This is a genomic window from Brachybacterium halotolerans subsp. kimchii, assembly GCF_020792675.1.
Lineage (GTDB): Bacteria > Actinomycetota > Actinomycetes > Actinomycetales > Dermabacteraceae > Brachybacterium > Brachybacterium halotolerans.
In genome coordinates this window covers 3,650,830-3,677,441 of the sequence record NZ_CP086254.1, presented here as the reverse complement: position 1 = coordinate 3,677,441, position 26,612 = coordinate 3,650,830, and the positions used below count along the sequence as shown (strand labels likewise).

Sequence of the window (26,612 nt, the reverse complement as noted above, 5' to 3'; positions counted from 1 at the left end):
GTCGCCGCCTCACATCGCCGCCTCGCATCCGGTCACAGGGGTATGACGCGAAGACTACTCAGCACACCGCAGGCACGATCCCGCCGACAGGACCACGACACCCCGTTCACCGGGACCCCGTGCACGATCATCGGCACCACCAAGGGGGACGTCCGATGAAGATCGTCGTCGCCGGAGCGACCGGCACGCTGGGTCGCCATGTCGTCGCCGCGGTGAGGGATGCGGGCTGCGAGCCCGTGCCCCTGAGCCGCAGCACGGGCACCGACCTCGTCACGGGCGCGGGGCTCGTCGAGGCCCTGCACGGCGCCTCGGCCGTCATCGACGCCTCGGCCACCAGCAGCACCTCGACGTCCACGTCCGTCGACTTCTTCACCACGGTCACCGACCACCTGCTGGCGGCCGAGCGTATCGCTGGCGTGCCGCACCACGTCGCGATCTCGATCATCGGAGCTGCACGGGTGCGCGCGAACTACTACGCGGGCAAAGCGGCCCAGGAGGATCTGCTCCGGGACCGCGACGGCGGATGGTCGCTGCTGCGCACCACCCAGTTCCACGACTTCGCCCAGCAGCTGATCGGCCACGGCGCGGTGGGTCCCCTGCAGGTGGTCCCCACGATGCGCTCGCAGCCGATCGCCACGAGCGAGGTCGCCGCCGAACTGGTGAGGATCGCGACCGGGGCGCCGCAGGGAGTCGTGCCGGATCTCGCGGGGCCGACGGAGGAGAACATGGCCGATCTGGTGCGGCGGCTGCTCGCATCCGAGGGGCGCAGACGCCCCGTGATCCAGATCCCGCTGCCCGGCGCGTGGGGTCGCGGCATGCGCGACGGGTCGCTGCTCCCCGCCCCGGGGACCCGGCGCGGCGAGATGAGCTTCGCGCAATGGCTCGCCCGTCGGCGCACCTGATCGCCTCCGCCCCGCGTAACATCCGGTGAGCTCCGGCGCGGGCCGGTCCGGGCCAGGCCGGTCCGGGCCGGGCGGGCCCGGCAGGGCGCGGTCGAGGCCGGCCGGGCGGGGGCGGATCCGCATCCACCCCCGCCGCCTGGTCAGCTGCCGGAACGGGGATGGCGCAGATGCGCGCGCTCGGCGAGCTCCTGCTCGCTCACGTACGTCATCATCTCCTCGCCGGGCGCGCAGACCATGACCGCGATGAACGTGGTCGGGGCCTTGGCGAGATGATTGGCGGCCTGGTAGTGGATGAGGTCGCCGCCGGGCTCCCAGAAGGCCTCGCCGGTGCGGATGATGCGTTCCGGCTCCCCCTCGAGCTCGAGGAGGTAGCCGAAGACGGGGCCGGAGTGGCGGTGCGGGGGCGATCCCGGTGATCCCGGTTCCAGCGTGATGCTCACGGTCATCACATGCGCCGGTCCGACGCCGCCTGCGAGGTGGGCCTGATCCAGCAGTCGGATGTCGGGGATGGGTGCGTCCATGGTGCTCTCCTCTCGGGACGGGTGCTCCGTCCCCTGCCCCTACGACCGGGGGCGAGCCGCCCGTGTGAGGCGGCCCCGCGAGGTGGCGACGCGGGGTGGCGTCGCGGGGTGGCGACGCAGGCCGGCATCCGCCCTCACATCACGAGCCTCCGCGCGGTCAAGGGGGTGAGCTGCGCATCCGTCGCGGTGATCGGGTCGGCCTGCCGGCCCGCGGCGCATCGAGAGGATTCCACCGTGAACGTCGTCATCCGCCTGGCCCTGGCGATCCTGTTCCTCGACGAGCTCGTCGTCGGGGCATCGAACGCGCTGGTGCCCGCGAGCTTCTACCGGCACTTCCCGACCGTGGACCTGACGCCCCCGTTCAGCGAGCACTACGCGCGGGACTTCGGCGGCGCCACCCTGGGGATCGCGCTGCTGCTCGGCATCGCGCTGGTGCGCCCGACGGCGCACTTCGCGATCCCCGCGGCACTGGCCTTCTCCGTGTTCGCCGTTCCGCACGCGATCTTCCACCTGATGCATCTGGAGGGCGCCTCTCCCGCCGAGGCCGTCGGCCTCACCACGGCGAACGCGATCGTCGCTCTGCTGGGGATCGGAGTGGTACTCCTGGTGATCGTGCGGGATCAGCGAGATCGGCGGGATCTGCGTAATCTGCGGGATCAGCGGAGCTGATCCCCTCAGCCCCCGGCTCCCCCGCCCGACGGGATGACGGCGCCGTCCTCCCCGACCTCGCTCGCCGCCCAGGAGGCCAGCAGCTGCAAGCGCTCGGCGGACACGGATCCGGGCTCAGCCGCATAGACGGTGAGCGTGAGGCCGGGCTCGGACTCCATCCCCATCCCCTCGTACGCGACGGTGATCTCGCCCGCGACAGGGTGGTGGAAGGTCTTCGAGCCCGTGCCGTGGTGCCTGACGTCGTGCGTGCCCCAGAGCCGTCGGAACTCGTCGCTGCGCGTGGACAGCTCTCCGATCAGGTCGTGCAGCTCCTTGTTGTGCGGGTCGCGGCCCGCCTCGGTGCGCAGGATCGCCACCGTGACGCCCGCGAAGAAGTTCCAGTCGGGGTAGAAATCGAGGGCGCGCCGGTCGAGGAACGTGAACCGGGCGATGTTCGGGGCCTGGCCCGGCATGTCGAAGACGTCCTGGTAGAACGCCCGGCCCAGCGTGTTGGTCGCGATGATGTCCATGCGGCCGTTGCGCACGAACGCGGGGCCGGCGGTCACGGCGTCGAGGATCCACTGCAGACTCTCGTGCGGCCTCCAGCTCCGGGATGGGTGCCTGCGGGGCGGACGCGCGACGGGGCTGGCGGCGTGCGCGAGATCGAAGAGATGGGCGCGCTCCGCGTCGTCCAGCAGCAGCGCCCTCGCGACGCCGTCGAGGACCTCCGGGGAGGCGCCGCTGATCGCACCGCGCTCGAGCTTCGTGAAGTACTCGACGCTCACCCCCGCCAGGGCCGCGACCTCACTGCGCCGCAGACCCGCCACCCGCCGGTTCCTGCCGGCGGGAAGCCCCACCTGCTCGGGCGAGACGTGGGCACGGCGCGAGGTGAGGAACTCGCGCACCTCGGCTCGATTGTCCATGGAGCGAGGGTACGCGCGGGCGATGCACCGAAGGAGTCTCCCGCAGAACCCCTCTCGCGGGGGACTCCCCAGCGCGCAGGAACCGTGCTGGAGTGGGGACCACACGATCGGCGCGGTCCCCATCGGCCGCGCGATCCATGATGAGGAGGCACCCATGACGACGAACGATGGATTCGACCAGATGTTCCCGCTCGGGGAACCGAACGAGGGTTTCGCGCAGTACTTCATCGGCCGCAGCTACCTGGCTCCGCTCACCGAGGGAAGCGCGCCGGTGAGCAACGTGTCCTTCGAACCTGCCTGCCGGAACAACTGGCACATCCACCACGGCCGCAGCGGCGGCGGGGACCAGGTGCTCATCTGCACCGCGGGCTCCGGCTGGTACCAGGCCGACGGCGAGGAGCCCATCAGCATGGAGCCGGGAACCGTGATCCGGGTCCCGGCGGGCACCAAGCACTGGCACGGCGCGAAGGCCGACGCCTGGTTCTCCCACCTCGCCTTCATCACCCCGGGCGACGACGTCTCCAACGAATGGCTGGAGCCCGTCGCCGACGACCTCTACGACCAGCTGCCGACGAGCGGAGAGCGCGCATGAGCATCCTCGATCAGACATTCACACTCGCCCACGGCGTCGAGATCCCGAAGCTGGGACTGGGCACCTGGTTCATCGACGACGACAAGGCCGCCGAGGCCGTGAGATCCGCGGTCGAGATCGGCTACCGCAACATCGACACCGCGCAGGCCTACGGCAACGAGCGGGGCGTCGGGGAGGGCATCCGCACCTCCGGAGCGGACCGCGACGACCTGTTCGTCTCCACGAAGCTCGCCGCCGAGATCAAGGACTACGACGGCGCGGTCGCCGCGATCGACGAGTCCCTGCGCACGCTCGGCCTGGACCGCATCGACCTGATGCTCATCCACAGCCCGCAGCCCTGGGACGACTTCCGCGGCGGCGACTACGCGGAGGGCAACCGTCAGGCGTGGAAGGCCCTCGAGGAGGCGCACCGGTCCGGTCGGATCCGCGCCATCGGGGTCTCCAACTTCCTGCAGTCCGACCTCGAGAGCCTGCTCGAGACGGCGGACGTCGTCCCGCACGTGAACCAGCTGCTGGTGCACGCCGGGAACACCCCGCACGAGCTGCTGGAGTACTGCCGCTCGAAGGACATCCTCGTGGAGGCGTACTCGCCGATCGCGCACGGCGAGATCCTGGGCGACGCCGAGGTGCAGGAGATGGCCGAGACGTACGGGGCGAGCGTCCCGCAGCTGTGCATCCGCTACGCGCTCCAGCTGGGCACCGTGCCTCTGCCGAAGACCGCGAACCCGGAGCACATGCGCTCCAACGCGCAGCTCGACTTCGAGATCTCGGAGAAGGACATGACGACGCTGAGGAGCATGAAGGGTCAGGACTACGGCGAGTCCAGTGCCTTCCCCGTGTTCAGCGGCACGTGAGCGGGAGGGCGACGACGAAGGACGACGGAGAAGGACGACGCATGGACCTCGAGACGTTCCTCGCGCAGATGGACGCCGGCGCGCCCGCGCTCCCGGGCGGCCCGGCGGCACGCATGATGGACGACCTCGCCGACGAGGCGATCGCCCTGTGCATGGAGCTGAACACCCGCGTCACCACGCTCGACGAGCGGGTGGAGATCATGTCGCGCCTCACCGGGCGCGACGTGCCGGCCTCGTTCCGGATCTTCCCTCCGTTCACGACGGACTGCGGGAAGAACACCCGCATCGGCGAGCGGGCGTTCATCAACTCCGGCTGCCGGTTCCAGGACCAGGGCGGCATCACCCTGGGCGACGACTGCCTCATCGGCCACAACGTCGTCATCGCCACCCTCAACCACGACCTGGATCCCTCCCGGCGCGCCACCACGATCCCCCGACCCGTGGTCGTGGGCGAGAGCGCATGGATCGGAGCGAACGCGACTCTGCTCCCGGGAGTGACGATCGGCAAGGGCGCTGTGGTGGCCGCGGGGGCGGTCGTCACCAAGGACGTCCCGCCGCGGACCGTCGTCGGGGGCGTGCCGGCCCGGGTGATCCGGGAGTTCGAAGCCGAGTGATCAGAGCATTCCCGGGACCACGGCTGGATCGTGACGCTCGCGGATACCCGCGGCCACCAGCTGAGCCTGATGACCCAGGACGCGACGGCCACGGTGAATCCCGCATGCTCGATCATCGTCGACGACATCGAGGCCGCGCACACGGCGGCGATCGCCGCCGGCGTGGAGATCGTCCATCCCCTGACCCGTGAGGACTGGGGCGTCACGCGCTTCTTCTACCGGGATTCCGCGGGGTCAGTGGTCAACGTCGGGACGCACATGGGCTGAGGGGCTGGTGTCACCCCAGGTGCGTGCGGGATGCCTCGCGCATCCGAGTCGCTTGAGCGGCTCAACGCAGCGCGCGCCGTGCCGCCTTGTTGATCGCGCGCCGTCCGGCACGCTTGCCCACGGCTTCGGGGCCCTGCTCGACGGCCCGGGCATCCCCGCGGACCCGTCGCAGCTTCCGCAACCAGTTCAGCATCGTCGACCTCCTCAAGAATCGGGTTCCCGACCTTACGCGCCCTCACCGCAGGGCGACACCGTCCCAGCGTGTGCGCCGATCGGGCGAGGTCCGGCCGCGCGGTGGGCAATCGCGGCGGCGCCGGCCGGTGCCAGCGGCGGCCCGAACGGCCCGGACGGCTTCCGGGTCACCGGGCGGCGCCCGCCCCCGCCACCACGAGGTCGATGAGCCGGCGGAGCACCACATCGACGTCCTCGCCGTCGATGCGCCCCTGCCGGGAGCGGTTGAGCTCGGCGAGCACCCCGGTGACGATGAGCCGGGCGCCGGTTGCCGCAGCCGCGCCGGGGGCGCCGGCCCGGTCGTCGCGCAGGCGCGCGGCGATCTGCTCCTCGAGCCCCTCGACGCGGCCGAGGACCCGCTGGCGGTGCGGCATATCCGCACCGAAGAGGATCTCGCGGGCGACCCACGTCGTGGGCTCGGGCCAGCGGCGCATCGCGGCGACGAACGGCGAGATGAGGGCCGCGATCTGGGCCGCGGTCTCCCCCGCCGCCGGCGCGGAGCGCGCCGGGGCCGTGTTCGCCTGCTCGTGGGTTCCCCAGAGCGCATCGACGACCATCATGAGCAGCTCCACCTTCGTCGCCGCGTACTGGAAGACAGTCCCCTCGGCCACATCAGCCGCGCGCGCGACCTCGCTCATCGAGGTCCGCTCGAAACCGCGCTCCTCGAACAGCGCGCGCGCCGCAGCGAGGATGCGGGCGCGCTTCTCCGCCTTCGCCCGCTCGCGCCTGCCCAGCGCCGCCGCTCGCCCGTGCCGCATGGCATCCTGAGTCCTCACACCCCGATTGTAGTCGACTCATTATTGAGTACACTCGATTACGAGGCCGGATGACCGCCGTCCGGCACGCGTCGGGAAGGATGGACCATGCAGCACACGGCAGGTAACTACGAGGCGTTCGCGCGTCCCCGCCCCGCACAGCACGCCCAGGAGACGAAGGCCTACATCGTCGGCAGCGGGCTGGCCGGGCTCGCGGCGGCCGTCTTCCTGATCCGCGACGCCGGGGTCCCCGGTGCCAACGTCACGATCCTCGAGAAGGACGACGTCGCCGGCGGTGCGCTCGACGGCCTCGACGTTCCGGAAAAGGGCTTCGTCATCCGCGGCGGCCGGGAGCTGGAGGACCACATGGAGTGCCTGTGGGACATGATGCGCTCCATCCCCTCCCTCGAGCTCGAGGGCGCCTCCGTGCTCGATGAGTTCTACTGGCTCAACAAGGACGACCCCAACTACTCGCTGCGTCGGGCCACCGTCCGTCAGGGCGAGGACGCGGGCCACGAGGGCCGCTTCGACCTGCCGAAGCGGGCGCAGAAGGACCTGCTCAGGATCTTTCTCGCCGAGCGTGCGGAGATGGAGGGCAAGCGCATCGACGAGGTGATGGGCCGTGAGTTCCTCGACTCGCCGTTCTGGATGTACTGGCGGACGATGTTCGCCTTCGAGGAGTGGCACTCCGCGCTCGAGTTCAAGCTCTATCTCCACAGGTTCGTCCACCACATCGGCGGACTGCCCGATTTCACGGCGCTGAAGTTCACGAAGTACAACCAGTACGAGTCCTTCGTCCTTCCGCTCATGCACTACCTCACCGAACACGGCGTCGTCTTCCAGTCCGACACCGAGGTCCTCGATGTGGACTTCGCCCACCGCAACGGCGAGATCCGCGCCACCGCGATCCGCTGCCGCCGCGACGGCGCCGAGGAGACCATCGAGCTCGGTGAGCACGACCTCGCGCTGATGACGATCGGGTCGCTCGTGGACAACTCCGATGACGGTGACCACCACACCCCCGCTGTGCTCCATGAGGGCCCGGCCCCGGCCTGGGACCTGTGGAAGCGCATCGCGAAGAAGGACCCGTCGTTCGGGCGCCCGGAGGTCTTCTGCTCCTCGATCGAGGAGACGAAGTGGGAATCGGCCACGGTCACGACGCTCGATCAGCGCATCCCGGCCTTCATCGAGCGCATCGCCCAGCGCGATCCGTTCAGCGGCCGCGTGGTCACCGGCGGCATCGTCACCGCCGAGGACTCCTCCTGGCTGCTGAGCTGGACGGTCAATCGCCAGCCGCACTTCAAGAAGCAGCCGAAGGATCAGATCGTCGTCTGGGTCTACGGCCTGTTCGTCGACGTCGAGGGCGACTACGTGAAGAAGCCCCTGTCGCAGTGCACCGGAGAGGAGATCACCCAGGAGTGGCTCTACCACCTGGGTGTGCCCGTGGAGGAGATCCCTGAGCTCGCGGCGACCGGCGCCCGGTGCGTGCCGGTGATGATGCCCTACGTGACGAGCTTCTTCATGCCCCGCCGCGCTGGGGATCGGCCTCGGGTCGTCCCGGAGGGTGCCGAGAACTTCGCGTTCCTCGGGCAGTTCGCGGAGACCGGCCGCGACACGATCTTCACCACCGAGTACTCGGTGCGCACCGGCATGGAGGCCGTCTACGAGCTCCTCGACGTGGAGCGCGGCGTGCCGGAGACCTGGGGCTCCACGTACGACGTGCGCGACCTCCTCGAGGCCTCGGCGCGCATGCGCGACGGCAAGAAGGTGGAGATCCCCGGCCCGGCCGCGCTGCGCAGCTACCTGCGCGACAGGCTCGAGCACGGAGAGATCGGCCAGCTCCTCGAGGAGCACGGCCTGATCTGAGCCTCGCGCCCACCCACCCGGAGTGCGCCTCGGCCCGGCCCCGAGGCGCGCCCAGGGGTTGGTCGGCAGAATGTCGGTGCCGCGTGCTCAAGGCCTGAGAAGGGGGACCGCCGCACGGATAGGTGACTCTTCTGGCGTGGCCGATGGGCGGCCCAGAAGGATGCGCACCCTGTCCGCTGGTGGTCACCTTCGCTCGACAGCCCGGACCCACGCCCATGCTGCGGGTACGCCACGGCTCGCAGTGCCGGCCGACCGGCGATGGTGGGATCTGCCGCGCCGGGTGCCAGGTCGGGGCACCGCAGTCACCGTCCGGACCGAGGCCCGCTATCGAGTCTGGGCGCTCGGAGAGTGCGCATCATGGGAGTGAGCGATGCTTGCGAGCTCGGCGCGCGTGCGGGCACCGTATTTCCGCAGCAGGTTGGCCACGTGGTATTTCACCGTGTTGGCCGTGATCCCGAGCTGATCGCCGATGCGCTGGTTCGAGATCCCGGTCGCGACCAGGCGCAGCACCTGCTTCTCGCGGTCGGTGAGTTCCTCGGCGCCCTCCACGGTGAGCGCTGCGCTGGGTGGGTCCAGTGGAATCTCGATCCGCAGCGTCGTCCCCCAGCCCGGGGTCGTCTCCACGTCCATGGTTCCGTCGAGCGCCACCACTCGCTCCACGATCGGACGCAAGGAGTCGTCGTGCGCCGTCACCGCGGTTCCCCCGTCGTCACGGACCTCCATCAGCAGGTGGCGGCCATCGCAGTCCCAGCCGATCCGGGCGCGTGCAGCGTCCGCGCGGTCCATGAGCGAGAGCACTGCTGTGCGGGAGATGGCGCGGGCTTCCCGAGCGACCGGGCCCGGCAGCGCCCGTCCTCGGGCAGGAGGCTCGGCGAACTGGACGTGCAACGGCCCGGAGCGGATCAGAGGACGCAGTTCGGTGCGCAGGCGCGAGAAGGCCTCGGCTACCGGCTCGAGCACGCTCTCCTGCTGCGCATGGACCGAACGAGCACGGATGAGCGCGGAGGAGGCGATCTCCGTGGCCTCCCTGCGCGCGGCCGCATCCGCGAGTCGGCCGGAGCGGAGCACGGCAAGGATCGATTCGAGGGTGATCGCATGCTGATCGGCCTGCTCGGTCAGGGCACGGTCCCGCGACAGGGAGCGGGCACGTTCCAGCGGGGTCGGGAGGTCGCTCACCCCCCTACTCTAGCTCGATCCGGGAGGCCCACCCGATCGAAGGGGGCGCCCCGCTCATCGGGCAGCAGCGGACCGCCGCGGACCGGCCCACGATGGTCGACATGGAAGAACGAGGTATCCAGGATTCGCTGACGCGGATCGTCAACGAGATCGAGGGGGCAGCTGCCCTTCCCGACGCGCCCGCGCTCGCGGCCGCCGTCGAGCTGACAGCGGACGCCCGGCGAGTCTTCGTCCACGGCGCTGGACGGTCCGGGCTCGCGCTGCGGATGACGGCCATGCGCCTCATGCACCTCGGGCTGCAGGTCCACGTCGTCGGTGAGACGACGACCCCTGCGATCGGAGAGGGCGACCTGCTCCTGACCGCCAGCGGTTCCGGCACGACCTCGGGGGTGGTGAGCGCGGCTGAGACGGCGCGATCCGTCGGTGCCCGCGTCATCGGGATCACGACCGACCCCGAGTCACCCCTTGCTCAGCTGTCCCACGCCGTCCTGGTCATCCGGGCGGCGACGAAGACGGACCGGTCCGAACAGCAGTCGGCCCAGTACGCCGGCAGCCTCTTCGAGCAGCTCCTCGTCCTCGTCGGCGACGCTCTCTTCGACGTCCTGTGGCAGAAGAGCGGACAGAGCGCGGATGCGCTCTGGCCCCGTCATGCCAACTTCGAATGACCTTTCTTCCCCGTTCCACCATCGACACCACCACAAGAAAGAGACACCCTGACATGCGACTGCAGTTCGCCATGGACACCCTGACCACCGAGTCCGCCCTCGACCTGGCCGCGAAGGCCGCCCCCTACGTCGACATCCTCGAGCTCGGCACCCCTCTGATCAAGAGCGAGGGCCTCGCGGCGATCACGGCGGTCAAGGCCGCCCACCCCGACAAGACCGTCTTCGCCGATCTCAAGACCATGGATGCCGGCGAGCTGGAAGCTGACATCGCCTTCGCTGCCGGAGCGGATCTGGTCACCGTGCTCGGCGTCGCCGGTGACAGCACGATCGCCGGAGCGGTCGCCGCGGCGACCAAGCACGGCAAGGGCGTCGTCGTCGATCTGATCGGCGTGTCCGACAAGGCCGCACGGGCCCGGGAGGTCGTCGCCCTCGGCGCCGTCTTCGTGGAGATGCACGCCGGCCTCGACGAGCAGGCGGAGGACGGCTACAGCCTCGACGCCCTGCTCGCCGCCGGCAAGGCCGGCGAGGTCCCGTTCTCCGTCGCCGGCGGCGTCAGTGCGGACTCTGTCGAGGCCGTCCAGCAGGCGGGAGCAGACGTGGCCGTCGCGGGCAGCGCCATCTACAGCGCATCGGACGTCGCCGCCGCGGCCGCCGCCATGCGCTCCGCCATCCGGTGACCATCGCCCACCGCATCCCGTGGTGAGGGGGCAGGTGACGGCACGCCCGGCCCCTGTCCCCTCCCACCGGATGCGGTGGACTGTGCCGCAGTCGATCCCCGCGCGGCGCAGAGCGCCACGTGATCCTCCTCCCCGCAGGGCGTGCCCGGCATCGGCGCCGGGCGGCGCCGCGGCGCATCCCGACGGCCCCGCCGTGGGCGATGTCGCTGCGGCCCCCTCGGACCTTCTCCGCGCCGGCCCCCGTGGTGGACCGGCGCTCGTCCGCGTGACACCCCCGCTGGAGCTCCCCGCCAGGACCGGCGCCGGTGACACCGGTCCCTCCGCGATGGGCGCGCGCCGGCGGCCCCGGCACCAGTGATCGTCCCCCTCGCCCCGCGACGCGATCCGGATCGGGAGGTGAGGGGCGTCAGGAGCGTCGCAGCGACCTGCACCCGTCTCCCCCGATCACACCCCCTGCGCACTCGTCACCGCCGCTGACCTCCGGCATGCCGGCCCCACCGGCGCCAGGCCCGCCCCGGGCATCGTCCAGGACGGGATCGGCGAAGGATCCGTGCACAGAACCGGCCCGCGACCGCCGCTGGAGCGACGATCGCGGGCCGGGTGCATGACGGCCTGGGATCAGGCGGGGATCATGCCGTGGGGATCGATGATGAACTTCTCCGAGACACCGGTATCGAACTTCGCGTAGGCGTCGGGGGCCTCGTCGAGGCTGATGACCTTGGTGTTGAGCATGTCGCTGAGGTAGGGCATGCGGTCCCAGAGGATCGACATCATCAGCTCACGGTTGTAGTGCATGATCGGGGCCTGGCCGCCGGAGATCCGAGGCGACTTGATCCACGCCTTGCCGAAGTCGAGCGGGTAGGTGCCCTCCTGCTCGGCCTTGGAGGAGGCCAGCGGGTCGGGGCCGTAGACGCCGACGATGCCGGTGGCGCCGCCTGCGCGGGTGGCGTCGATGACCTGGTTGATGGCGTGGGCGGGGTTCATGTCATCGGCTTCGCGGCCGATCCCGTGTGCCTCGTTGCCGACGTAGTCGACGGCGCAGTCCACCATGGGCTCGCCGAGGATGGCCTCGATCTGATCGGTCAGCGGCACGTCCTGGTTCAGGTCGATGGTCTCGCAGCCGTTGTTCTTCATCAGGTCCAGCCGGTCCTGGTGGTAGTCACCGACGATGATGCAGGACGCACCCAGAAGACGGGCCGCCGCGGCGCCGCAGCGTCCCACAGGTCCGGCGCCGGCGATGTAGACGGTGGAGCCGGGCTTGGCCCCGGCCTCGACGAGGCCGTGGAACGCGGTGGGCAGGATGTCCGAGAGAAGGGCGAGGTCACGGATCTTCTCCATGGCCTGGTCCTTGTCCGGGAAGCGGAGCAGCTGGAAGTCGGCGTAGGGGACGAACAGGTACTCCGCCTGCCCACCCTGGAAGTCGCCCAGGTTGAACCCGTAGGCGCCGCAGGACACGTCGGGGTTCACGGTCTCGCACACCTCGGTATGGCGGGCACGACAGTTGCGGCATCGGCCGCAGGCGACGTTGAAGGGAACCGAGACCAGGTCGCCCTCGGAGAGGAACTCGACGTCGGAGCCGATCTCGACGACCTCGCCGGTCATCTCGTGCCCCATCACCATGCCCTGGGGGACGGGGAAGGAACCGCGGTAGATGTGCAGGTCGGAGCCGCAGATGTTGGTGGCGACGATCTTGAGGATGACGCCGTGCGGGGCGCTCTTGCCGTTCGGCATCTCGAGCTTCGGGAAGTCGAGGGTCTCGACGCGCATGTCCTTGACGTTCTGGAACACGACGGCGCGGTTGCTGCTTGCCATGACGATCTCCTCCAGTTGTGGATGGCCCGGTCGCGGAAGTGCCACGGTCATCCGAATGCCCGTCGCCCGCGACCTCGGCTCTCTTCGAGCATACGACAGACGGAAGCTCGTGCTCCACCGAGGTGCCCGCCGCCGCTGCGGCGACAGACGCCACGGGCAGGTCAACCGTGGAGGACGGGGCCATGCTCCGACCGATCGGTGGAACGCGTTGCTAGTGTCGCCGGCATGGCCGAAGCACGCAGGTCCGCGCCGTCGGACTCCACACCTGTTCAGCCCGACGTGCAGGTTCTCGGCGCACGCGAGCACAACCTCCAGGACATCGACCTCACGGTGCCCCGCGACGCACTGGTGGTGTTCACCGGGGTCTCCGGCTCGGGGAAGTCCTCCCTGGCGTTCGGAACCCTGTTCGCGGAGTCCCAGCGCCGTTATCTCGAGTCCGTCGCCCCCTACGCCCGTCGCCTCATCGACCAGGCAGGCGTCCCGGACGTCGACTCCATCACGGGCATGCCGCCGGCCGTCGCTCTTCAGCAGCAGCGCGGGGGCCGCAGCGCGCGGTCCTCGGTGGGCAGCATCACCACGCTCTCCTCGCTGGTGCGCATGCTCTACTCCCGGGCCGGCCACTACCCCGATGACCAGCCGATGCTCTACGCCGAGGACTTCTCCGCCAACACCGTGCAGGGCGCATGCCCGGAGTGCCACGGCATCGGCCGCGTGTACGAGGTCACCGAGGACACGATGGTGCCGGACCCCTCACTGACGATCCGCGAGCGGGCCATCGCCTCCTGGCCGACGGCCTGGCACGGTCATCAGCTGCGCGATGTGCTCGTCGCGCTCGGCTACGACGTCGATGTGCCCTGGAAGGATCTGCCGAAGGAGGATCGGGACTGGATCCTCTACACGGACGAGACGCCGTACGTCCCGGTCCACTCGCGGCTCACGCTCTCCGAGGCGCAGGCCGCGACCGCTGCAGGCGTCGAACCGAGCTACTCGGGCACCTTCGTGGGAGCTCGTCGATACGTCCTGGACACGTTCGCGAACTCCAAGAGCGGTTCGATGAAACGGCGCGTGGCGGAGTTCCTCACGGTTGCTCCCTGCCCTGCCTGCCATGGGAAGCGGCTGAAGCCGGAGGCCCTGTCCGTGACGTTCGACGGCCTCGATATCGCGGATCTCTCCGCTCTGCCCCTCGCGGAGCTCTCGACGCTGATCGACCGGGCGGTCGAACGGGCCACCAGCGCTCTCGACCGGGCCGAATCGTCGGGCAGCACCGGTGGCCGGGCTGCCCGACGCGACGCCGGGCAGCGGGCCGACTCCGCAGGATCAGCCCCCGCGGCCGCCGACGACGTGAGCGCGGCGCCTGACCGCTCGGTCGAGAAGCTGGCCGCGACAGCGCGATTGGGCGCGGAACTCGTCAACAGATCGCGGCCGATCATCGATCTCGGTCTGGGGTACCTGTCCTTGGACCGCACCACTCCCACCCTCTCCGGCGGGGAGCTGCAGCGTCTGCGCCTCGCGACCCAGCTGACCTCCGAGCTGTTCGGCGTGGTCTACGTGCTCGATGAGCCGTCCGCGGGGCTCCATCCGCAGGACGTCAGCGCGCTGCTCGGCATCCTCGACGGGCTCAAGCGCCGGGGCAACAGTCTGTTCGTGGTGGAGCACTCGGTGGACGTGATGCGGCACGCCGACTGGCTGGTCGACATCGGGCCCGGCGCGGGTGAGCGCGGCGGCCGCGTCGTCTACAGCGGGCCCTACGAAGGGCTCGCCGAGGTGGAGGAGTCCGTCACCCGCGGATACGTCTTCGGGGGCAGCGGCCTGCCCCACCGCACGCCTCGCGAGCCGCAGGGATGGCTGAAGCTCGAGCACGTCACGCGCAACAACCTGCGCGACGTGTCGATCTCCTTCCCGCTCGGGGTGTTCACGGCCGTCACCGGAGTGTCGGGATCAGGCAAGTCCAGCCTGGTCAGCCAGGCCCTCCCCGCACTGCTCGACGAACGGCAGGGACGGGCTGACCAGGCGGAGGACGCTGACGCCGCCGAAGGGGACGAGCTCCTGCTGTCGGACGAGCCCGACGAGCTCGAGGGTGAGATCCGCGGCGACGTCGACGGGGTGCGCCGCGTCGTGAGCATCGACCAGAAGCCCATCGGTCGCACCCCGCGCTCGAACGTCGCCACCTATACGGGCCTGTTCGACCACGTGCGGCGGAGGTTCGCGGAGACGCCCGAGGCCCGCGCTCGCGGGTACAAAGCGGGCAGGTTCTCCTTCAACGTCACCGGCGGTCGCTGCCCTACCTGCAAGGGCGAAGGATCCGTCATGGTGGAGCTGCTCTTCCTCCCCTCGGTCTACACCGCGTGCCCCGACTGCCACGGGACCCGCTACCAGTCCAGCACGTTGGAGATCGCCTGGCGTGGCCGCAACATCGCGGAGATCCTCGCCATGAGCGTCGAGGAGGCCCACGACTTCTTCCAGGGCGAGTTCGACATCATGCGGTCGCTCGCGGCACTGGTCGACGTCGGCCTCGGATATCTCCGTCTCGGACAGCCGGCCACCGAGTTGTCCGGAGGTGAGGCGCAGCGGGTGAAGCTCGCCTCCGAGCTCCAACGATCCCAGCGCGGGGACACCCTCTACGTCCTGGACGAGCCGACGTCCGGGCTGCACAGCGCCGATTCCGATCGGCTCGTGACGCATCTCCAGACCCTCGTGGACGCAGGCAACACCGTCGTCGCGGTCGAGCTCGACATGCGCATCGTCGCCGTGGCCGACCACGTCATCGACCTCGGGCCCGGGGCGGGGGACGATGGCGGCACGGTGGTCGCCTCAGGCACGCCCGCGCAGGTCGCCTCGTCCGGAGCCGGTGCGTCGGCACCGTACCTCGAGGCCGCGCTCCGGGAGGCCGCCTCCTCCCGGACGTGAGTGTCGTACGGCTGCGACGAGGGCGATGACCTCGTCGCAGGGGGCGCATCGGACGAGCAGGCTGCGTCACCTGATCGGTGCCCCTCGCCGTGTGCCTTCCCCGCGCGGTCAGCAGGCGCTCCGCCCTGTCTGCGGATGAGGTCGGGAACCGGTGACCCTCGAACGACGCTGACCGGACGCCCTGCGGCGGCGTCGACGTCCTCGTGCCCCCGGCATCCCGGCGTCCCGGCGTCCCGGCGTCCCGGCGTCCCGGATGAGATGGCCACGTGCGCCCTGTCCCTGACGTACGAGGTCTACACTGGCCAAGGGGCAGGCGCTCACATTCGGCCAGGCCCCGGCGAAGAAGGCCCACCGTCGATGGCGGAACGTCAGCGACGACCTCCGGGCCGAAGCTTCTTCTCCGTCCCCCAGGACCCGGCCCGAGAGTCGGCAGCCACCACCTGCCGGGACCTCGATGAGCGCAACGACGACTGCACCCGAGTCGTCCTGCACCCGAACCACGCTGCCCGGTACGGACAGCCTGCGGCTCGCCCCACGGGCAAGCCGTCATCTCTCGCAGAACGGAGCAGAACATGGCAGACGAATTGCATGGCAAGCGGATCGCGATCCTGGCCGCGGACGGCGTCGAGCGCGTGGAGCTCGAGCAGCCGCGACAGGCTCTTCAGGACGCCGGGGCCACGACCGTGCTGCTATCGCTGCACGAGGGCGAGATCAAGGCCCGCGAGAACGACCTGGACGAGGCCGGGACATTCTCGGTCGATGCCCTGGTGAAGTCCGCCTCGGCCGACGAGTACGACGCCCTGCTGCTTCCCGGCGGCACGGTCAACCCCGATCAGCTGCGCATGGACACCGACGCCGTCGGATTCGTGCGCGACATCATGGTCGCCGACAAGCCGCTCGCCGCGATCTGCCACGGACCGTGGACGCTGATCGAGGCCGGTGTCGCGAAGGGTCGGACGCTGACCTCGTACCCGAGCATCCGCACCGACCTGCGCAATGCCGGAGCGAACGTCGTCGACGAAGAGGTGGCGCGCGACGGGAACCTGATCACCAGCCGCTCGCCCGAGGATCTCCCGGCCTTCAACGCCGCGATGGTCGAGCTGTTCAGCCAGGACAAGTGAGGAAACCATGATCAACACTGCATTGTCAGTCATCGTTCACGCCAAGCCGGGGAAGGAGCAGGACGTCGCGGACTTCCTCCGCAGCGCCCGCCCCATCGTCGAGCAGGAGGAGGGTACGCGAGCCTGGTTCGCCCTGCAGTTCGACGAATCCACCTTCGGGATCTTCGACGTGTTCCCCGACGACGAGGCCCGCCAGACCCACCTCTCGGGTGGCGTCGGTCAGGCACTCGCTGCGCAGGGAGCTGATCTGTTCAGCACCGAGCCGAGCATCCAGAACGTCGACGTGATCGCGTACAAGCTGCCCGGCGAGACCGCCTAGAGGAACAGCTTCGATCGCCTCGGCGGCCAGGAACCGCGAGGTTCTCCCACGACGATCAGCGTTCCGCTGACACAGGGTTGCTATGTAGGGCTTCCTCTCAAGTGGGCAGGGTGAAGCGGGGGTGTCCACCGGCCGGTGGGTGCCCCCGCTTCGGCGTTCGCGGGGTGCGCCTGGGGATGTCGCGTGTCAGTTCGACGCGTGGTCAGCCTGATATGCGCGGGTTGGTTACCGCATGACGCTGTTTCGGTAGGAGGAGCGGAGTTTGTCCGAGATCCAGCGTCGCCGGTGCGGTCTGGTCACAGCCCTTTCTCCGGTCTCCTCCTCACACTGCGTCCCCAGGCGCTCGGGATCGCCCATGAACGCGGTCTCTACGGGCTATGCCTCCATCGTCGCCGGTGACCAGCACCAGGAGGCCAGCTCTCGGGAGGTGAACTCGCTGTCCTCGGCGAGCTCGAGGATCGCGGCGTCGAGCCGGTCACGCGTGCTGGACGGTGTCGTCGCAGTCATCGAACGTCATCAGCGTTCCGACGCCGGCACCACCCAGTTGGTCACGTCGTATACCCCGAAGCCAGGCCCTGTGCTCCTTGCCCCAGTTTGACCCAACCGTAGGTCAGGTCAACGTGTCACCTATCCGTGCAGCAGTCCCAACGAGCCCGGTGAACCTCGATGCTGCTGAAGCAACCGAGTTTTGAGTCATACTGATTCTTGAGTCAGCACACCTGCCGAGAGATCGGGCGTCGAACGACTCGAACCCACCCCGAAACGGGCCACCCGACGCGGCGTGCCCGCTCCGCCCACGCACCGCAAAAGCAAGACTCGGCCCCTGCAGAAGCTCCGCAGGGGCCGATCAAAGTCACAGGTCAGCAGGGAAAACGCGTAGCAGCTGATGTTGAATCGGAACTCGTCTGCCGAGACGGTTCGGAAGCTGCGAAGATAAAAGCCCTGGTCAGAAGCCTGTTTTAGACATTGAACCGGAATTCCACCACGTCCCCGTCGGCCATCACGTAGTCCTTGCCCTCCATGCGCACCCAGCCGTGGGCCTTGGCGTCGGCCATGGAGCCTGCCTCGACGAGCTTGTCGAAGCTGACGATCTCGGCCTTGATGAAGCCGCGCTCGAAGTCCGTGTGGATGACGCCGGCGGCCTGCGGGGCGGTCGCGCCCTGCGGGATGGTCCACGCGCGGGACTCCTTGGGGCCGGCGGTGAGGTAGGTCTGCAGGCCCAGCGTGTGGAAGCCGACCCGTGCGAGCTGGTCCAGGCCCGACTCCTCCTGACCGGTGCTCTCGAGCATCTCGCGGGCCTCGTCCTCGTCGAGCTCGGCGAGCTCTGACTCGAACTTGGCGTCCAGGAAGATCGCGTCGGCCGGGGCGACGAGGTTGCTCAGCGCCTGCTGGGAGGCCTCGTCCGCGAGCCCCTCCTCGTCGGTGTTGAAGACATAGATGAAGGGCTTCGCGGTCATCAGCTGCAGCTCGCGGAGCAGCGAGACATCGATCCCGGCTCCGGCAGCGCCCTTAAACAGTGTCGTGCCGGTCTCCAGCAGGTCCTTCGCGGCGTCCATCGCGTCGAGCACGGCGGCCTCGGTGAGCTTCCGCTTGACCTCCTTCTCGACGCGCGGGCGCGCGTTCTCGAGGGTCTGGAGGTCGGCGAGGATCAGCTCGGTGGTGATGGTCTCCATGTCGCCCGAGGGACCGTCGGACCCCTCGGCCCGGATCACATCGGGATCCGAGAAGGCACGGGTGACCTGGCAGATCGCATCGGCTTCACGGATGTTCGCGAGGAACTTGTTGCCCAGTCCCTCGCCCTCGCTCGCTCCCTTGACGATGCCGGCGATGTCCACGAAGGAGACGGTCGCGGGGACCTGCTTCTCGCTGGCGAACATCTCGGCGAGCGTGCCGAGCCGCGGATCCGGCAGCGGCACGACGCCGACGTTCGGGTCGATCGTGGCGAACGGGTAGTTCGCCGCGAGGACCTCCGCGCGGGTGAGGGCGTTGAACAGGGTGGACTTGCCGACGTTGGGCAGTCCGACGATTCCGATGGTGAGAGCCACGGGATCGGAGTCTACGGGCCGACGCGCCCGGATGCCCGCCGCGCGCGGCAGTCGTGGGCGAGAGCACGCCGTCGCAGCGGCCTCCCGCGGCATCCCCGTGAGTCCTCGCGCACCGCCGCCGGACATCCCTCCCCCGCTGCCGACCCGATTCACTACTCTCGTCCTGCACGGACCGCTCTCGATCAAGGAGTCCCCATGGCCTTCAGCCTCAGCAACACCATCCTGCGCGGCGTCACCGGCGCCTACATCCTGAACTCGGGGATCGGGAAGCTCGGCCTCCCCGAGGAGGCCGCCACGGGCCTCCAGCAGATGGCCTCGCAGGGCATCCCGCAGGTGGAGAGCCTGTCCCCCAAGCAGTTCGGCTGGCTCGTGAGCCTCGGCGAGATCGCCGTCGGCTCGGCGCTGCTGCTGCCGATCGTGCCGACGCGGGTGGCGGGGCTCAGCCTCGGTGCCTTCAGCGCCGGCATGCTCTCGATGTACTTCCGCAACCCCGAGATGACCCAGGACGACGGCATCCGCCCCTCCCACGCGGGCACTCCGCTGTCGAAGGACCTCTGGCTCGCCGCGATCGCTCTCGCGCTCCTCGTGCGCGGCGCCGGCTCGAAGAAGGTGAAGGTCAAGGGGGTCGCGAAGGACTGACCTCCGCGCACCCTGCGTCGCGCCCGGCGCCCCACCCCGCGCGCGACCAGAACTCATATGAGCGTGGCGCGCCAAGAACGACCGTCTTGGCTCGCCACGCTCATATGTTCCGTCGGGCCGATCGACTGGCGCGCGCCTGCCGGCTCAGTAGGCGACAGTGAAGCGCGCACGACGGTGCGCGGGCTCCTCGATCTCGTCGACCACGGCGATCGCGAGGTCGGCGCCGGAGATGAAGGACTCCCCGTTCTCGTCGGAGACGAGCACGTCGCCGCCCACGCGGTAGGAGCCGGTGCGCTCGCCCGGCGCGTATCCGCCGAAGCCCGCGGCGGGGCTCAGGAAGAACCAGTCCAGGCCCGCGTCGGCGCTGCGCAGGTCCTCCAGCACGGCGCCGAGCTCGCGAGCCTCGGTGAGGAAGGCGTCCGGGAAGTCGGGGGTGTCCACGAGCAGGGGGCCGCCCTCGCTCACGTGCAGGGAGCCGGCGCCGCCGATCACGCCCAGGCGCACGCCTTTGCTCTCGGCGATCCGGGCGAGCTCGGCGTAGGCCGCGCGCAGCACGCCCGCCTCGGCGAGCTCTCCGCGCGGGGAACTGGTCGCGACGACCGCGTCGGCCCCGTCGAGCACGTCGGCGAGGAAGGCCGCATCGCGCAGGTCGCCCGCGCGGTGCGACGCGCCCTCGGGCAGGGATGCGGGAGCCGTGCGGCTGACGGAGACGACGTCGTGGCCGCGGCGCGCGGCCTCCTCGACGATGAGCGAGCCGGCGTAGCCGGTGCCGCCGAGGACGACGAGGCGGGAGGAGCCGGTCGGGGTGCTGGTCGACGTGCTGGTCATGGTGTCTCCTTGCGGGCGCTCCGCGCCCGGATCGATCTGATGCCCGTCGGGTCCGACGGGCCGGTGCGACGTGCGCCGCACCCACGACGCTCACTGTAGGTAAGTGAGTACCCTTTGGGAAGTAGGCACCTTGCAGTAACCGTCCCGCCGTCGTCCGAAGGGGATTCCGCCATGCCCACGACCACCGCCCCGGAGATCTACGACCCCTACCGGGTCTGCCCCTCCCGACAGCTGCTCGACCGCATCGGCGACCGCTGGACCGTGCTGATCATCGGCGTGCTCGAGGACGGCCCCCAGCGCTTCTCGCAGATCTCCCGGCGCATCGACGGGATCAGCCAGAAGATGCTCACCCAGACCCTGCGTTCGCTCGAGGCCGACGGGCTGGTCACCCGCACCGTCTTCCCCGAAGTGCCGCCGCATGTCGAGTACGAGCTGTCGGAGCTGGGCCGCACCCTCCTCGAGCCGCTCGCGATCCTGCGCGCCTGGGCCGTCGACCACATGGACGAGGTCGCCGCCGCCCGCACCGCCGCCGCGGCCTGAGCACCCCGCGTCCGCTCGGATGTCGGTGCCCTGTGGTGTGCTGAGCGCATGGACACCCTCACCGTGATCCTCGTCCTCCTGGTCGGCGCGGCCCTCGGCGCGCTCATCACGTACCTCGTGATGCGCGACCCGCGCTCGCGCGGCGCCTCGCGCACCGCGGCCGGGCGGCTCGACCCCGCAGGCGAGCCCGCTCCGGACCTCGTGCAGCTGCAGCTCGAGCGCGAGGCCGAGCGCCGCGAGGCCCAGGCCGCCCAGCGCGACGCCGATCTGCGCAGCACGCTCGCCCCCATCAGCCACGCGCTCACGCAGCTCGAGCAGCACGTCGCGCGCAGCGAGAGCGCCCGCGCCCGGTCCGACGGGGCGCTGCGCGCCCACCTCGAGGAGCTCGGCGAGCGCACCCGCGAGCTGGACCGCGGCACCCATGCCCTCACCGCGGCCCTGCGCGCCCCCACCTCGCGCGGGCGCTGGGGCGAGGTGCAGCTGCGCCGCATCGTCGAGGCCGCCGGCATGCTCGAGCACGTCGACTTCAGCGAGCAGCACGCGGGCCGCGGTGCGAGCGGCGAGGCAGGTCAGCGGCCCGACATGGTGGTGCGCCTGAGCGGCGGCCGCAGCGTCGTCGTCGACGCGAAGGCCCCGATGGACGCCTACCTCGACGCGGTACAGGAGCAGGATCCCGACCGCGCCCGCACCCGCCGCGGCGCCCACGCCAAGGCGATGCGCGGCCACGCGGACCGCCTGGGCACGAAGTCCTACTGGGCCGCGCTCGGCGACACCCCCGAGTTCACGGTGATGTTCGTGCCCAGCGACGGCGTGCTCGCCGCCGCCCTCGAGTCCGACCCCGAGCTGCTCGAGCATGCATTCTCCCGGGATGTCGTCATCGCCTCGCCCGCGACGCTCGTCGCGCTCCTGCGCACGGTCGCCCACACCTGGCGCACCGACTCCCTGAACCGCGACGCCCGCCAGGTGCTCGACGCGGGCCGCGAGCTCCACCACCGCCTGGGCACCCTCGCCGGGCACCTCGGGAAGGTGGGGCGGTCGTTGGACTCCTCCGTCGCCGCCTACAACGACGCCGTCGGCTCTCTGCAGTCCCGCGTGCTGGTGACCGCCCGCCGCTTCGAGGAGATGGAGCTGACCTCGAAGAAAGTCGAGGACGTCGAACAGCTCACCCGCCGCGCCCGCAGCCTCGACGAGGAGCAGATCGCCGACCTCGCTCGCGGCGACGCGCTCCCGCGCTCCGCGGGCCCCGATGCGCGCGCGGCCGGGTGAGACCCGACCCTCCCCTCCCGCTACCCCGCCTCGCTCCGTCGGCCGGCCCCGCTACCCCGCCTCGCCCCGTCGGCCCGCCCTCCCCCGCGGTCGCGGCAGGACCAGCACGGGGACGGGTGCATGACGCAGGATCCGCGCGGCCGTCGACCCCAGGAACACCCGGGCCAGACCGGCATGGGAGCTCGAGCCGATCACGAGCAGATCGCCGCTGCGCCATTCGAACCCGCCCACCGCGGCGGACCAGCGGTCCCCCTCGACCACCTCGCCCGCGTCGGCCTCGGTCCCGGGGCTCGCGGCGCGCACCTCGTCGAGGATCGTGCGCTGGGTGCGCCGCACATCGCGTCGCCACTGCGCATAGAAGCCGCTCTCCCGGAAGGCCGAGAGCGCGCCGCGCGTGCCGCTGCGCACGGCGAACGTGACCACCGTGAGCGAGGCGCCGAGCGCCTCGAGCACACCGACCGCACCGGGCACGAGCGCCGCGTCGGCGTCCGACGGGTCCACGGCGAGCACGATCCGCGTGACCTCGCCGTCGCCCGGGTCGAAGCCGCGCGGGGCGAGGGCGACGGGCACCCGTGAGCTGTGCACGAGCCGGTCGCTCGTGCTGCCCAGTCCGATGCGGCCGACCACCCCGTCGGCCGATCCGACCACGAGCATGCGCGATCCGCGCTCGCGGGCCTCGCGCTCGAGGATCTGCGGCACCGAGCGGCCGACGCGCATCACGGTCTCGACCTCGAGGTCCTCGGGCAGGCGGGAGCGAGCCTCGGCGAGGGCCTCGCGCGCGAGGCCGGTGATCTCCCTGCGCCAGTCGTCGTCGACCCCGGAGAAGTCGCGCAGCGACGGGGAGCCGAAGGAGTCGTGGACGACGCAGCACAGCACGAGCCCCTCGCCGAGCGACCGCGCGAGCGCGGCGCCCAGGCGCAGGCCCGACCCGGTGCGGGTGTCGGGGCCGAAGCCGACCAGGATGCTCATCGTCGGCCTCCTCGTCCGTCGTCGTGCGGGGCCCCGTCGACCGATGGCGAGCTGGGCGCATCCATGAACGGCGTCGGCTCCAGGGGCGGCGCGCTCCGCCGCGGGCTGAGCCGCGAATGCCCGTACCCGTACAGCCCGTAGACGAGCAGGCCGAGCAGCAGCCAGGCGAGGAACCGCAGCCAGGTCTCCACGGCGAGGCTCGCCATCAGTCCGGCGCAGGCGAGCACGCTGACGATCGGCAGGATCGGCACCAGCGGCGTGTGGAAGGGGCGCTCCATGCCCGGGTCGGTGCGGCGCAGGACGACCACGGCGATGGAGACGACGACGAAGGCGAACAGAGTGCCGATGCTGACCATCTCGGCGAGCACGGAGATCGGGATGAACCCGGCCAGGAGCGCGACCGCACCCACCGTCAGCGAGGTCATGAGCACCGGGGTCCCCCAGCGCGGGTGGACGCGCGAGAACACCGGCGGGAGCAGCCCGTCGCGCGCGAGGGCGAAGCCGATCCGGCCCATCGCCACGATGTCCACGAGGATCACCGAGCTGAGCCCGGCGACCGCGGCGATGCCCACCAGGATGCCCACCCAGGGCAGGCCGACCTGGTGGAAGACGTCGGCCACGGCGTCGCCCTCGGAGAGCTTGGAGTACTCGACCATGCCGGTGACCACGAGGCACACGCCGACGTACAGGACCGTGCAGATCGCGAGCGTCCCGAGCAGGCCGAGCGGCATGTCCCGGGCCGGCTTCTTGGTCTCCTCGCCGAGGTTCGCGACCGCCTCGAACCCGGAGTAGGCGAAGAACACGACGGCCGCGGCGACGAACACTCCCGCCACCCCGAAGGTGGAGGGCTCGATCCCCGTGATCGCCTGCCACAGCGGCGAGGTGAGGCGGGAACCGGTGGACTCGGAGTGCTGGGCCGGCGGGATGAAGGGCACCAGGTTGTCGGTCTTGATGTAGAAGACGCCCACGACGATGACGAACACGCACACCAGCACCTTGATGAGCACGAGCCCGTTGGTCACCCACTTCGACTCGCGGATGCCGCGGATCGCGACGACGCCCAGCAGCACCGCGATGAAGATGGCGCCGAGGTTCACCACGGACCCCTCTTCGGCGAACCACTTCGAGGGCAGTCCGAAGACGCCCGCCACATAGCCCGACCAGCCGCGCGAGACCACCGCGGCGCCGAGCGCGAACTCCAGGATCAGGTCCCACGCGATGATCCAGGCGAAGATCTCCCCGATCGTCGAGTAGGCGTAGGTGTAGGAGCTGCCCGCGGTGGGGACGGCGGAGGCGAGCTCCGCGTAGCAGAGGGCGGCGAGCAGGGCGACGACGCCCGCGATCACGAAGGAGATCATCACGGCCGGTCCCGCGTTCTCCTTGGCCTGCAGACCGGTGAGGGTGAAGATCCCCGTCCCGATCACGATGCCGATTCCGAAGCCGATGAGGTCCTTGACCCCGAGGTCCTTCTTCAGGTGCGCGTGGTCCTCGTCGTCGTCCTGATGAAGGACCGTCTCGATGCTCTTGCGTCGCAGCACGCTCATGCAGCCGCCTCCTCGTGTCGGGCCGCCCGACGCCGCGGTGCGCAGAGGGCTGCGGGGGCGCGGTGCCGTGCGGGCTGGGGCAACACTCCACCCCGAACCGTGTGCTGTCAATCACATCCGTGGACGCGGAGCGTCCGACGGCGCGGCGCGGCCCCTCCCCACAGGTCGTTCATCCACACCCGTCGGCCCGGTCCTCGAACGTCCCTGCGGCGTGCCAGAGTGGACCCATGACCGAGACCCCGCCCCATCGGCCTCTCGCGCCGACGGCCGCCGAGACCACACCGGAGAACCCGTGGCCTCTGCGCCAGCTCTCGGTGAAGGTCGGCGAGTACGTCGCGCGGATGTCCCCGATCTGGGTCGAGGGGCAGATGGTGCAGCTGAACCGCCGCCCGGGCAGCGGTCTGGCGTTCATGACCCTGCGCGACGCCGAGGTGGACATGTCCTTCTCGGTGCCGATCCGGGAGCACGTGCTGCGGGCGATGACGGTCGAGCTCGTGCCGGGGGCGCGCGTCGTCGTGCACGCGAAGCCCACGTTCTGGAACAAGCGCGGGAGCCTCCAGCTCGAGGCGAGCGAGATCCGGCCCGTGGGCCTCGGCGAGCTCCTCGCGCAGCTCGAACAGCTCAAGCGCTCCCTCGCTGCCGAGGGTCTGTTCGAGGACTCCCGCAAGCAGCAACTGCCGTTCCTCCCGCGCACGATCGGCCTGATCTGCGGGCGCGAGTCCGCGGCGGAGAAGGACGTCGTGGTCAACGCGCGCCGCCGCTGGCCCGCGGTGGACTTCGCCATCCGCGAGGTCGCGGTGCAGGGGCAGAAGGCGGTGCGCGAGGTCTCCGCGGCGCTCTCCGAGCTCGACGCCCTCGAGGACGTCGACGTCATCATCATCTCCCGCGGCGGCGGCTCCCTCGAGGACCTGCTCCCCTTCAGCGACGAGAAGCTGGTGCGCCTGGTCGCGGGCGCCCGCACCCCGATCGTCTCCGCGATCGGCCACGAGGTCGACACCCCGCTCGTGGATCTCGCGGCCGACGTGCGCGCGTCGACCCCCACGGACGCCGCCAAGCGCGTGGTGCCGGACATCCAGGCCGAGCTCGAGCAGCTCGACCTGGGCCGCACGCGTCTGCGCTCGGCGGTGCGCACCCGCCTGGAGCGCGAGCAGGCGAACCTCGACGCCTTCCGGTCGCGGCCCGTGCTCGAGAACCCGGCGAGCATCCTCACCGCTCCCGCCGAGGAGATCCGCTCGCGCATCGCGCTCGCCCGCACCCTCGTGGGCTCGCGCCTGGACCGGGCGCGCGACGAGACCGCCCACCTGGGCCGCCAGGTCCGCGCGCTCAGCCCGCTCGCGACCCTCAAGCGCGGCTACGCCGTGGTGCAGACGGCCGACGGCACGATCGTGCGCGCCCCCGAATCCGCCCCCGTGGACACCGCGCTGTCCGTGCGCGTGGCGGGCGGCCGTTTCGGCGCCCTGCGCACCGAGGACGATCCCTACACCCCGCCCGACATGGACGCGATCGACGACGCAGGATCCAGCGCCCCCGCGCAGGCCCCGGCCCCGGCCCCGGCCGACGATCGCGCCGAATCCACCAGCCCCACCGGCCCCACCGACCAGCCCGATGCCCCCGAGGAGAACCGATGAGCACCACGCCCGAGGACCCCGCGACGGACGATCCCGCCGCCGACCCGGCATCCGACGCCGCACAGGATCTGCCCGAGGACGTCGCCGCCCTCAGCTACGAGGCCGCCCGCGACCAGCTCGTCGAGGTGGTGCGCCGCCTAGAGTCCGGGCAGGGAGGGCTCGAGGAGTCGATCGCCCTGTGGGAGCGCGGCGAGATGCTCGCGCGCCGCTGCCAGCAGTGGCTCGACGGGGCCCGTCAGAAGCTCGACGAGGCAGTCCAGGCCCGGCGCTGAGCACGGTGGCCGTCCGGTGCTGAGGATCGGG

At 70.6% G+C, this 26,612-nt stretch carries 28 protein-coding genes; 17 read left to right on the top strand and 11 right to left on the bottom strand.

Going from position 1 to position 26,612, the window contains the following annotated elements; all coding sequences use genetic code 11:
• The first annotated feature begins 155 nt into the window (after window positions 1-155).
• Window positions 156-902, top strand: a complete 747-nt coding sequence (locus Bra3105_RS16425; RefSeq protein ID WP_228357744.1) for an SDR family oxidoreductase — start codon at window positions 156-158, stop codon at window positions 900-902.
• 140 nt (window positions 903-1,042) lie between these two features.
• Here Bra3105_RS16425 and Bra3105_RS16420 read toward each other — a convergent pair whose 3' ends face one another.
• Window positions 1,043-1,423: a cupin domain-containing protein gene (locus Bra3105_RS16420; protein ID WP_228357743.1), complete on the bottom strand. Its 381-nt coding sequence runs from the start codon at window positions 1,421-1,423 to the stop codon at window positions 1,043-1,045.
• Between the two features lie 234 nt (window positions 1,424-1,657).
• On the opposite strand from Bra3105_RS16420, the gene Bra3105_RS16415 reads away from it, so the two are divergent.
• Window positions 1,658-2,092, top strand: coding sequence for a hypothetical protein (locus tag Bra3105_RS16415; RefSeq protein ID WP_200501797.1), 435 nt, complete (start codon window positions 1,658-1,660; stop codon window positions 2,090-2,092).
• Window positions 2,093-2,097: 5 nt separating this feature from the next.
• Here Bra3105_RS16415 and Bra3105_RS16410 read toward each other — a convergent pair whose 3' ends face one another.
• Complete coding sequence (locus Bra3105_RS16410; protein WP_228357742.1) at window positions 2,098-2,994, bottom strand: helix-turn-helix transcriptional regulator; 897 nt, start codon at window positions 2,992-2,994, stop codon at window positions 2,098-2,100.
• A gap of 154 nt (window positions 2,995-3,148) precedes the next feature.
• On the opposite strand from Bra3105_RS16410, the gene Bra3105_RS16405 reads away from it, so the two are divergent.
• Genes Bra3105_RS16405 through Bra3105_RS16390 form a run of 4 tightly spaced genes read left to right on the top strand, consistent with a single transcriptional unit; the run spans window position 3,149 to window position 5,321 of the window.
• Window positions 3,149-3,586, top strand: coding sequence for a cupin domain-containing protein (locus Bra3105_RS16405; protein ID WP_228357741.1), 438 nt, complete (start codon window positions 3,149-3,151; stop codon window positions 3,584-3,586).
• Window positions 3,583-4,440, top strand: a complete 858-nt coding sequence (locus Bra3105_RS16400) for an aldo/keto reductase (RefSeq protein WP_228357738.1) — start codon at window positions 3,583-3,585, stop codon at window positions 4,438-4,440. Before Bra3105_RS16405 ends, Bra3105_RS16400 begins: the two co-directional genes overlap by 4 nt.
• 41 nt (window positions 4,441-4,481) lie before the next feature.
• A complete protein-coding gene (locus Bra3105_RS16395) occupies window positions 4,482-5,054 on the top strand; it encodes a DapH/DapD/GlmU-related protein (RefSeq protein WP_228357737.1) in 573 nt (190 codons plus the stop codon).
• A 30-nt stretch (window positions 5,055-5,084) separates the two neighbouring features.
• Window positions 5,085-5,321 carry a VOC family protein gene (locus Bra3105_RS16390; RefSeq protein WP_228357735.1) on the top strand — a complete coding sequence of 79 codons (237 nt, stop codon included), beginning with the start codon at window positions 5,085-5,087 and terminating at the stop codon, window positions 5,319-5,321.
• Between the two features lie 61 nt (window positions 5,322-5,382).
• On the opposite strand, the gene Bra3105_RS18520 is transcribed toward Bra3105_RS16390, so the two are convergent.
• Entirely contained in the window at window positions 5,383-5,514 is a 132-nt protein-coding gene (locus tag Bra3105_RS18520) for a hypothetical protein (RefSeq protein ID WP_267061898.1), read from the bottom strand.
• 166 nt (window positions 5,515-5,680) lie between these two features.
• Window positions 5,681-6,328, bottom strand: a complete 648-nt coding sequence (locus tag Bra3105_RS16385) for a TetR/AcrR family transcriptional regulator (protein ID WP_228357734.1) — start codon at window positions 6,326-6,328, stop codon at window positions 5,681-5,683.
• 87 nt (window positions 6,329-6,415) lie between these two features.
• Between Bra3105_RS16385 and Bra3105_RS16380 the strand changes: the two genes are divergently transcribed.
• On the top strand, window positions 6,416-8,173 hold the full coding sequence (locus Bra3105_RS16380) for an oleate hydratase (RefSeq protein WP_228357733.1): 1,758 nt from the start codon (window positions 6,416-6,418) through the stop codon (window positions 8,171-8,173).
• 324 nt (window positions 8,174-8,497) lie between these two features.
• Here the strand turns inward: Bra3105_RS16380 and Bra3105_RS16375 are convergent, their stop codons facing one another.
• Window positions 8,498-9,349 carry a helix-turn-helix transcriptional regulator gene (locus Bra3105_RS16375; RefSeq protein ID WP_228357732.1) on the bottom strand — a complete coding sequence of 284 codons (852 nt, stop codon included), beginning with the start codon at window positions 9,347-9,349 and terminating at the stop codon, window positions 8,498-8,500.
• A gap of 92 nt (window positions 9,350-9,441) precedes the next feature.
• Between Bra3105_RS16375 and hxlB the strand changes: the two genes are divergently transcribed.
• Window positions 9,442-10,014: a 6-phospho-3-hexuloisomerase gene (gene hxlB, locus Bra3105_RS16370; RefSeq protein WP_228357731.1), complete on the top strand. Its 573-nt coding sequence runs from the start codon at window positions 9,442-9,444 to the stop codon at window positions 10,012-10,014.
• Window positions 10,015-10,067: 53 nt separating this feature from the next.
• A complete protein-coding gene (gene hxlA, locus Bra3105_RS16365) occupies window positions 10,068-10,691 on the top strand; it encodes a 3-hexulose-6-phosphate synthase (RefSeq protein WP_228357730.1) in 624 nt (207 codons plus the stop codon).
• Between the two features lie 618 nt (window positions 10,692-11,309).
• Here the strand turns inward: hxlA and Bra3105_RS16360 are convergent.
• Entirely contained in the window at window positions 11,310-12,503 is a 1,194-nt protein-coding gene (locus tag Bra3105_RS16360) for an alcohol dehydrogenase catalytic domain-containing protein (RefSeq protein ID WP_228357728.1), read from the bottom strand.
• Between the two features lie 225 nt (window positions 12,504-12,728).
• On the opposite strand from Bra3105_RS16360, the gene Bra3105_RS16355 reads away from it, so the two are divergent.
• From Bra3105_RS16355 to Bra3105_RS16345, 3 genes are all read left to right on the top strand, one after another.
• Window positions 12,729-15,410 carry an excinuclease ABC subunit UvrA gene (locus Bra3105_RS16355; RefSeq protein WP_228357727.1) on the top strand — a complete coding sequence of 894 codons (2,682 nt, stop codon included), beginning with the start codon at window positions 12,729-12,731 and terminating at the stop codon, window positions 15,408-15,410.
• 572 nt (window positions 15,411-15,982) lie between these two features.
• Window positions 15,983-16,531 (top strand): type 1 glutamine amidotransferase domain-containing protein, encoded by a 549-nt coding sequence (locus Bra3105_RS16350; RefSeq protein ID WP_228357726.1) that lies wholly within the window; start codon window positions 15,983-15,985, stop codon window positions 16,529-16,531.
• Window positions 16,532-16,538: 7 nt separating this feature from the next.
• Window positions 16,539-16,850 carry a putative quinol monooxygenase gene (locus Bra3105_RS16345; RefSeq protein ID WP_228357725.1) on the top strand — a complete coding sequence of 104 codons (312 nt, stop codon included), beginning with the start codon at window positions 16,539-16,541 and terminating at the stop codon, window positions 16,848-16,850.
• Between the two features lie 375 nt (window positions 16,851-17,225).
• On the opposite strand, the gene Bra3105_RS18515 is transcribed toward Bra3105_RS16345, so the two are convergent.
• Window positions 17,226-17,357: a hypothetical protein gene (locus Bra3105_RS18515; RefSeq protein WP_264674020.1), complete on the bottom strand. Its 132-nt coding sequence runs from the start codon at window positions 17,355-17,357 to the stop codon at window positions 17,226-17,228.
• A 452-nt stretch (window positions 17,358-17,809) separates the two neighbouring features.
• On the bottom strand, window positions 17,810-18,895 hold the full coding sequence (gene ychF, locus Bra3105_RS16340) for a redox-regulated ATPase YchF (RefSeq protein ID WP_228357724.1): 1,086 nt from the start codon (window positions 18,893-18,895) through the stop codon (window positions 17,810-17,812).
• Window positions 18,896-19,090: 195 nt separating this feature from the next.
• Between ychF and Bra3105_RS16335 the strand changes: the two genes are divergently transcribed.
• A complete protein-coding gene (locus Bra3105_RS16335; protein WP_228357723.1) occupies window positions 19,091-19,534 on the top strand; it encodes a DoxX family membrane protein in 444 nt (147 codons plus the stop codon).
• Between the two features lie 144 nt (window positions 19,535-19,678).
• Here Bra3105_RS16335 and Bra3105_RS16330 read toward each other — a convergent pair whose 3' ends face one another.
• Complete coding sequence (locus Bra3105_RS16330; protein WP_228357722.1) at window positions 19,679-20,362, bottom strand: NAD(P)-dependent oxidoreductase; 684 nt, start codon at window positions 20,360-20,362, stop codon at window positions 19,679-19,681.
• A gap of 171 nt (window positions 20,363-20,533) precedes the next feature.
• Here Bra3105_RS16330 and Bra3105_RS16325 point away from each other — a divergent pair, with 171 nt between their 5' ends.
• Window positions 20,534-20,902: a winged helix-turn-helix transcriptional regulator gene (locus tag Bra3105_RS16325; protein WP_228357721.1), complete on the top strand. Its 369-nt coding sequence runs from the start codon at window positions 20,534-20,536 to the stop codon at window positions 20,900-20,902.
• Window positions 20,903-20,950: 48 nt separating this feature from the next.
• Entirely contained in the window at window positions 20,951-22,168 is a 1,218-nt protein-coding gene (locus Bra3105_RS16320) for a DNA recombination protein RmuC (RefSeq protein ID WP_228357720.1), read from the top strand.
• Window positions 22,169-22,219: 51 nt separating this feature from the next.
• On the opposite strand, the gene Bra3105_RS16315 is transcribed toward Bra3105_RS16320, so the two are convergent.
• A complete protein-coding gene (locus tag Bra3105_RS16315) occupies window positions 22,220-23,137 on the bottom strand; it encodes a universal stress protein (protein WP_228357719.1) in 918 nt (305 codons plus the stop codon).
• Window positions 23,134-24,681 (bottom strand): APC family permease, encoded by a 1,548-nt coding sequence (locus Bra3105_RS16310; RefSeq protein WP_228357718.1) that lies wholly within the window; start codon window positions 24,679-24,681, stop codon window positions 23,134-23,136. The genes Bra3105_RS16315 and Bra3105_RS16310 overlap by 4 nt, the downstream gene beginning before the upstream one ends.
• A 227-nt stretch (window positions 24,682-24,908) precedes the next feature.
• Here Bra3105_RS16310 and xseA point away from each other — a divergent pair, with 227 nt between their 5' ends.
• Together xseA and Bra3105_RS16300 are read left to right on the top strand one after the other, a co-directional pair.
• Window positions 24,909-26,309: an exodeoxyribonuclease VII large subunit gene (gene xseA / locus Bra3105_RS16305; protein ID WP_228357717.1), complete on the top strand. Its 1,401-nt coding sequence runs from the start codon at window positions 24,909-24,911 to the stop codon at window positions 26,307-26,309.
• A complete protein-coding gene (locus Bra3105_RS16300; protein WP_228357716.1) occupies window positions 26,306-26,581 on the top strand; it encodes an exodeoxyribonuclease VII small subunit in 276 nt (91 codons plus the stop codon). The genes xseA and Bra3105_RS16300 overlap by 4 nt, the downstream gene beginning before the upstream one ends.
• Window positions 26,582-26,612: the final 31 nt, after the last annotated feature.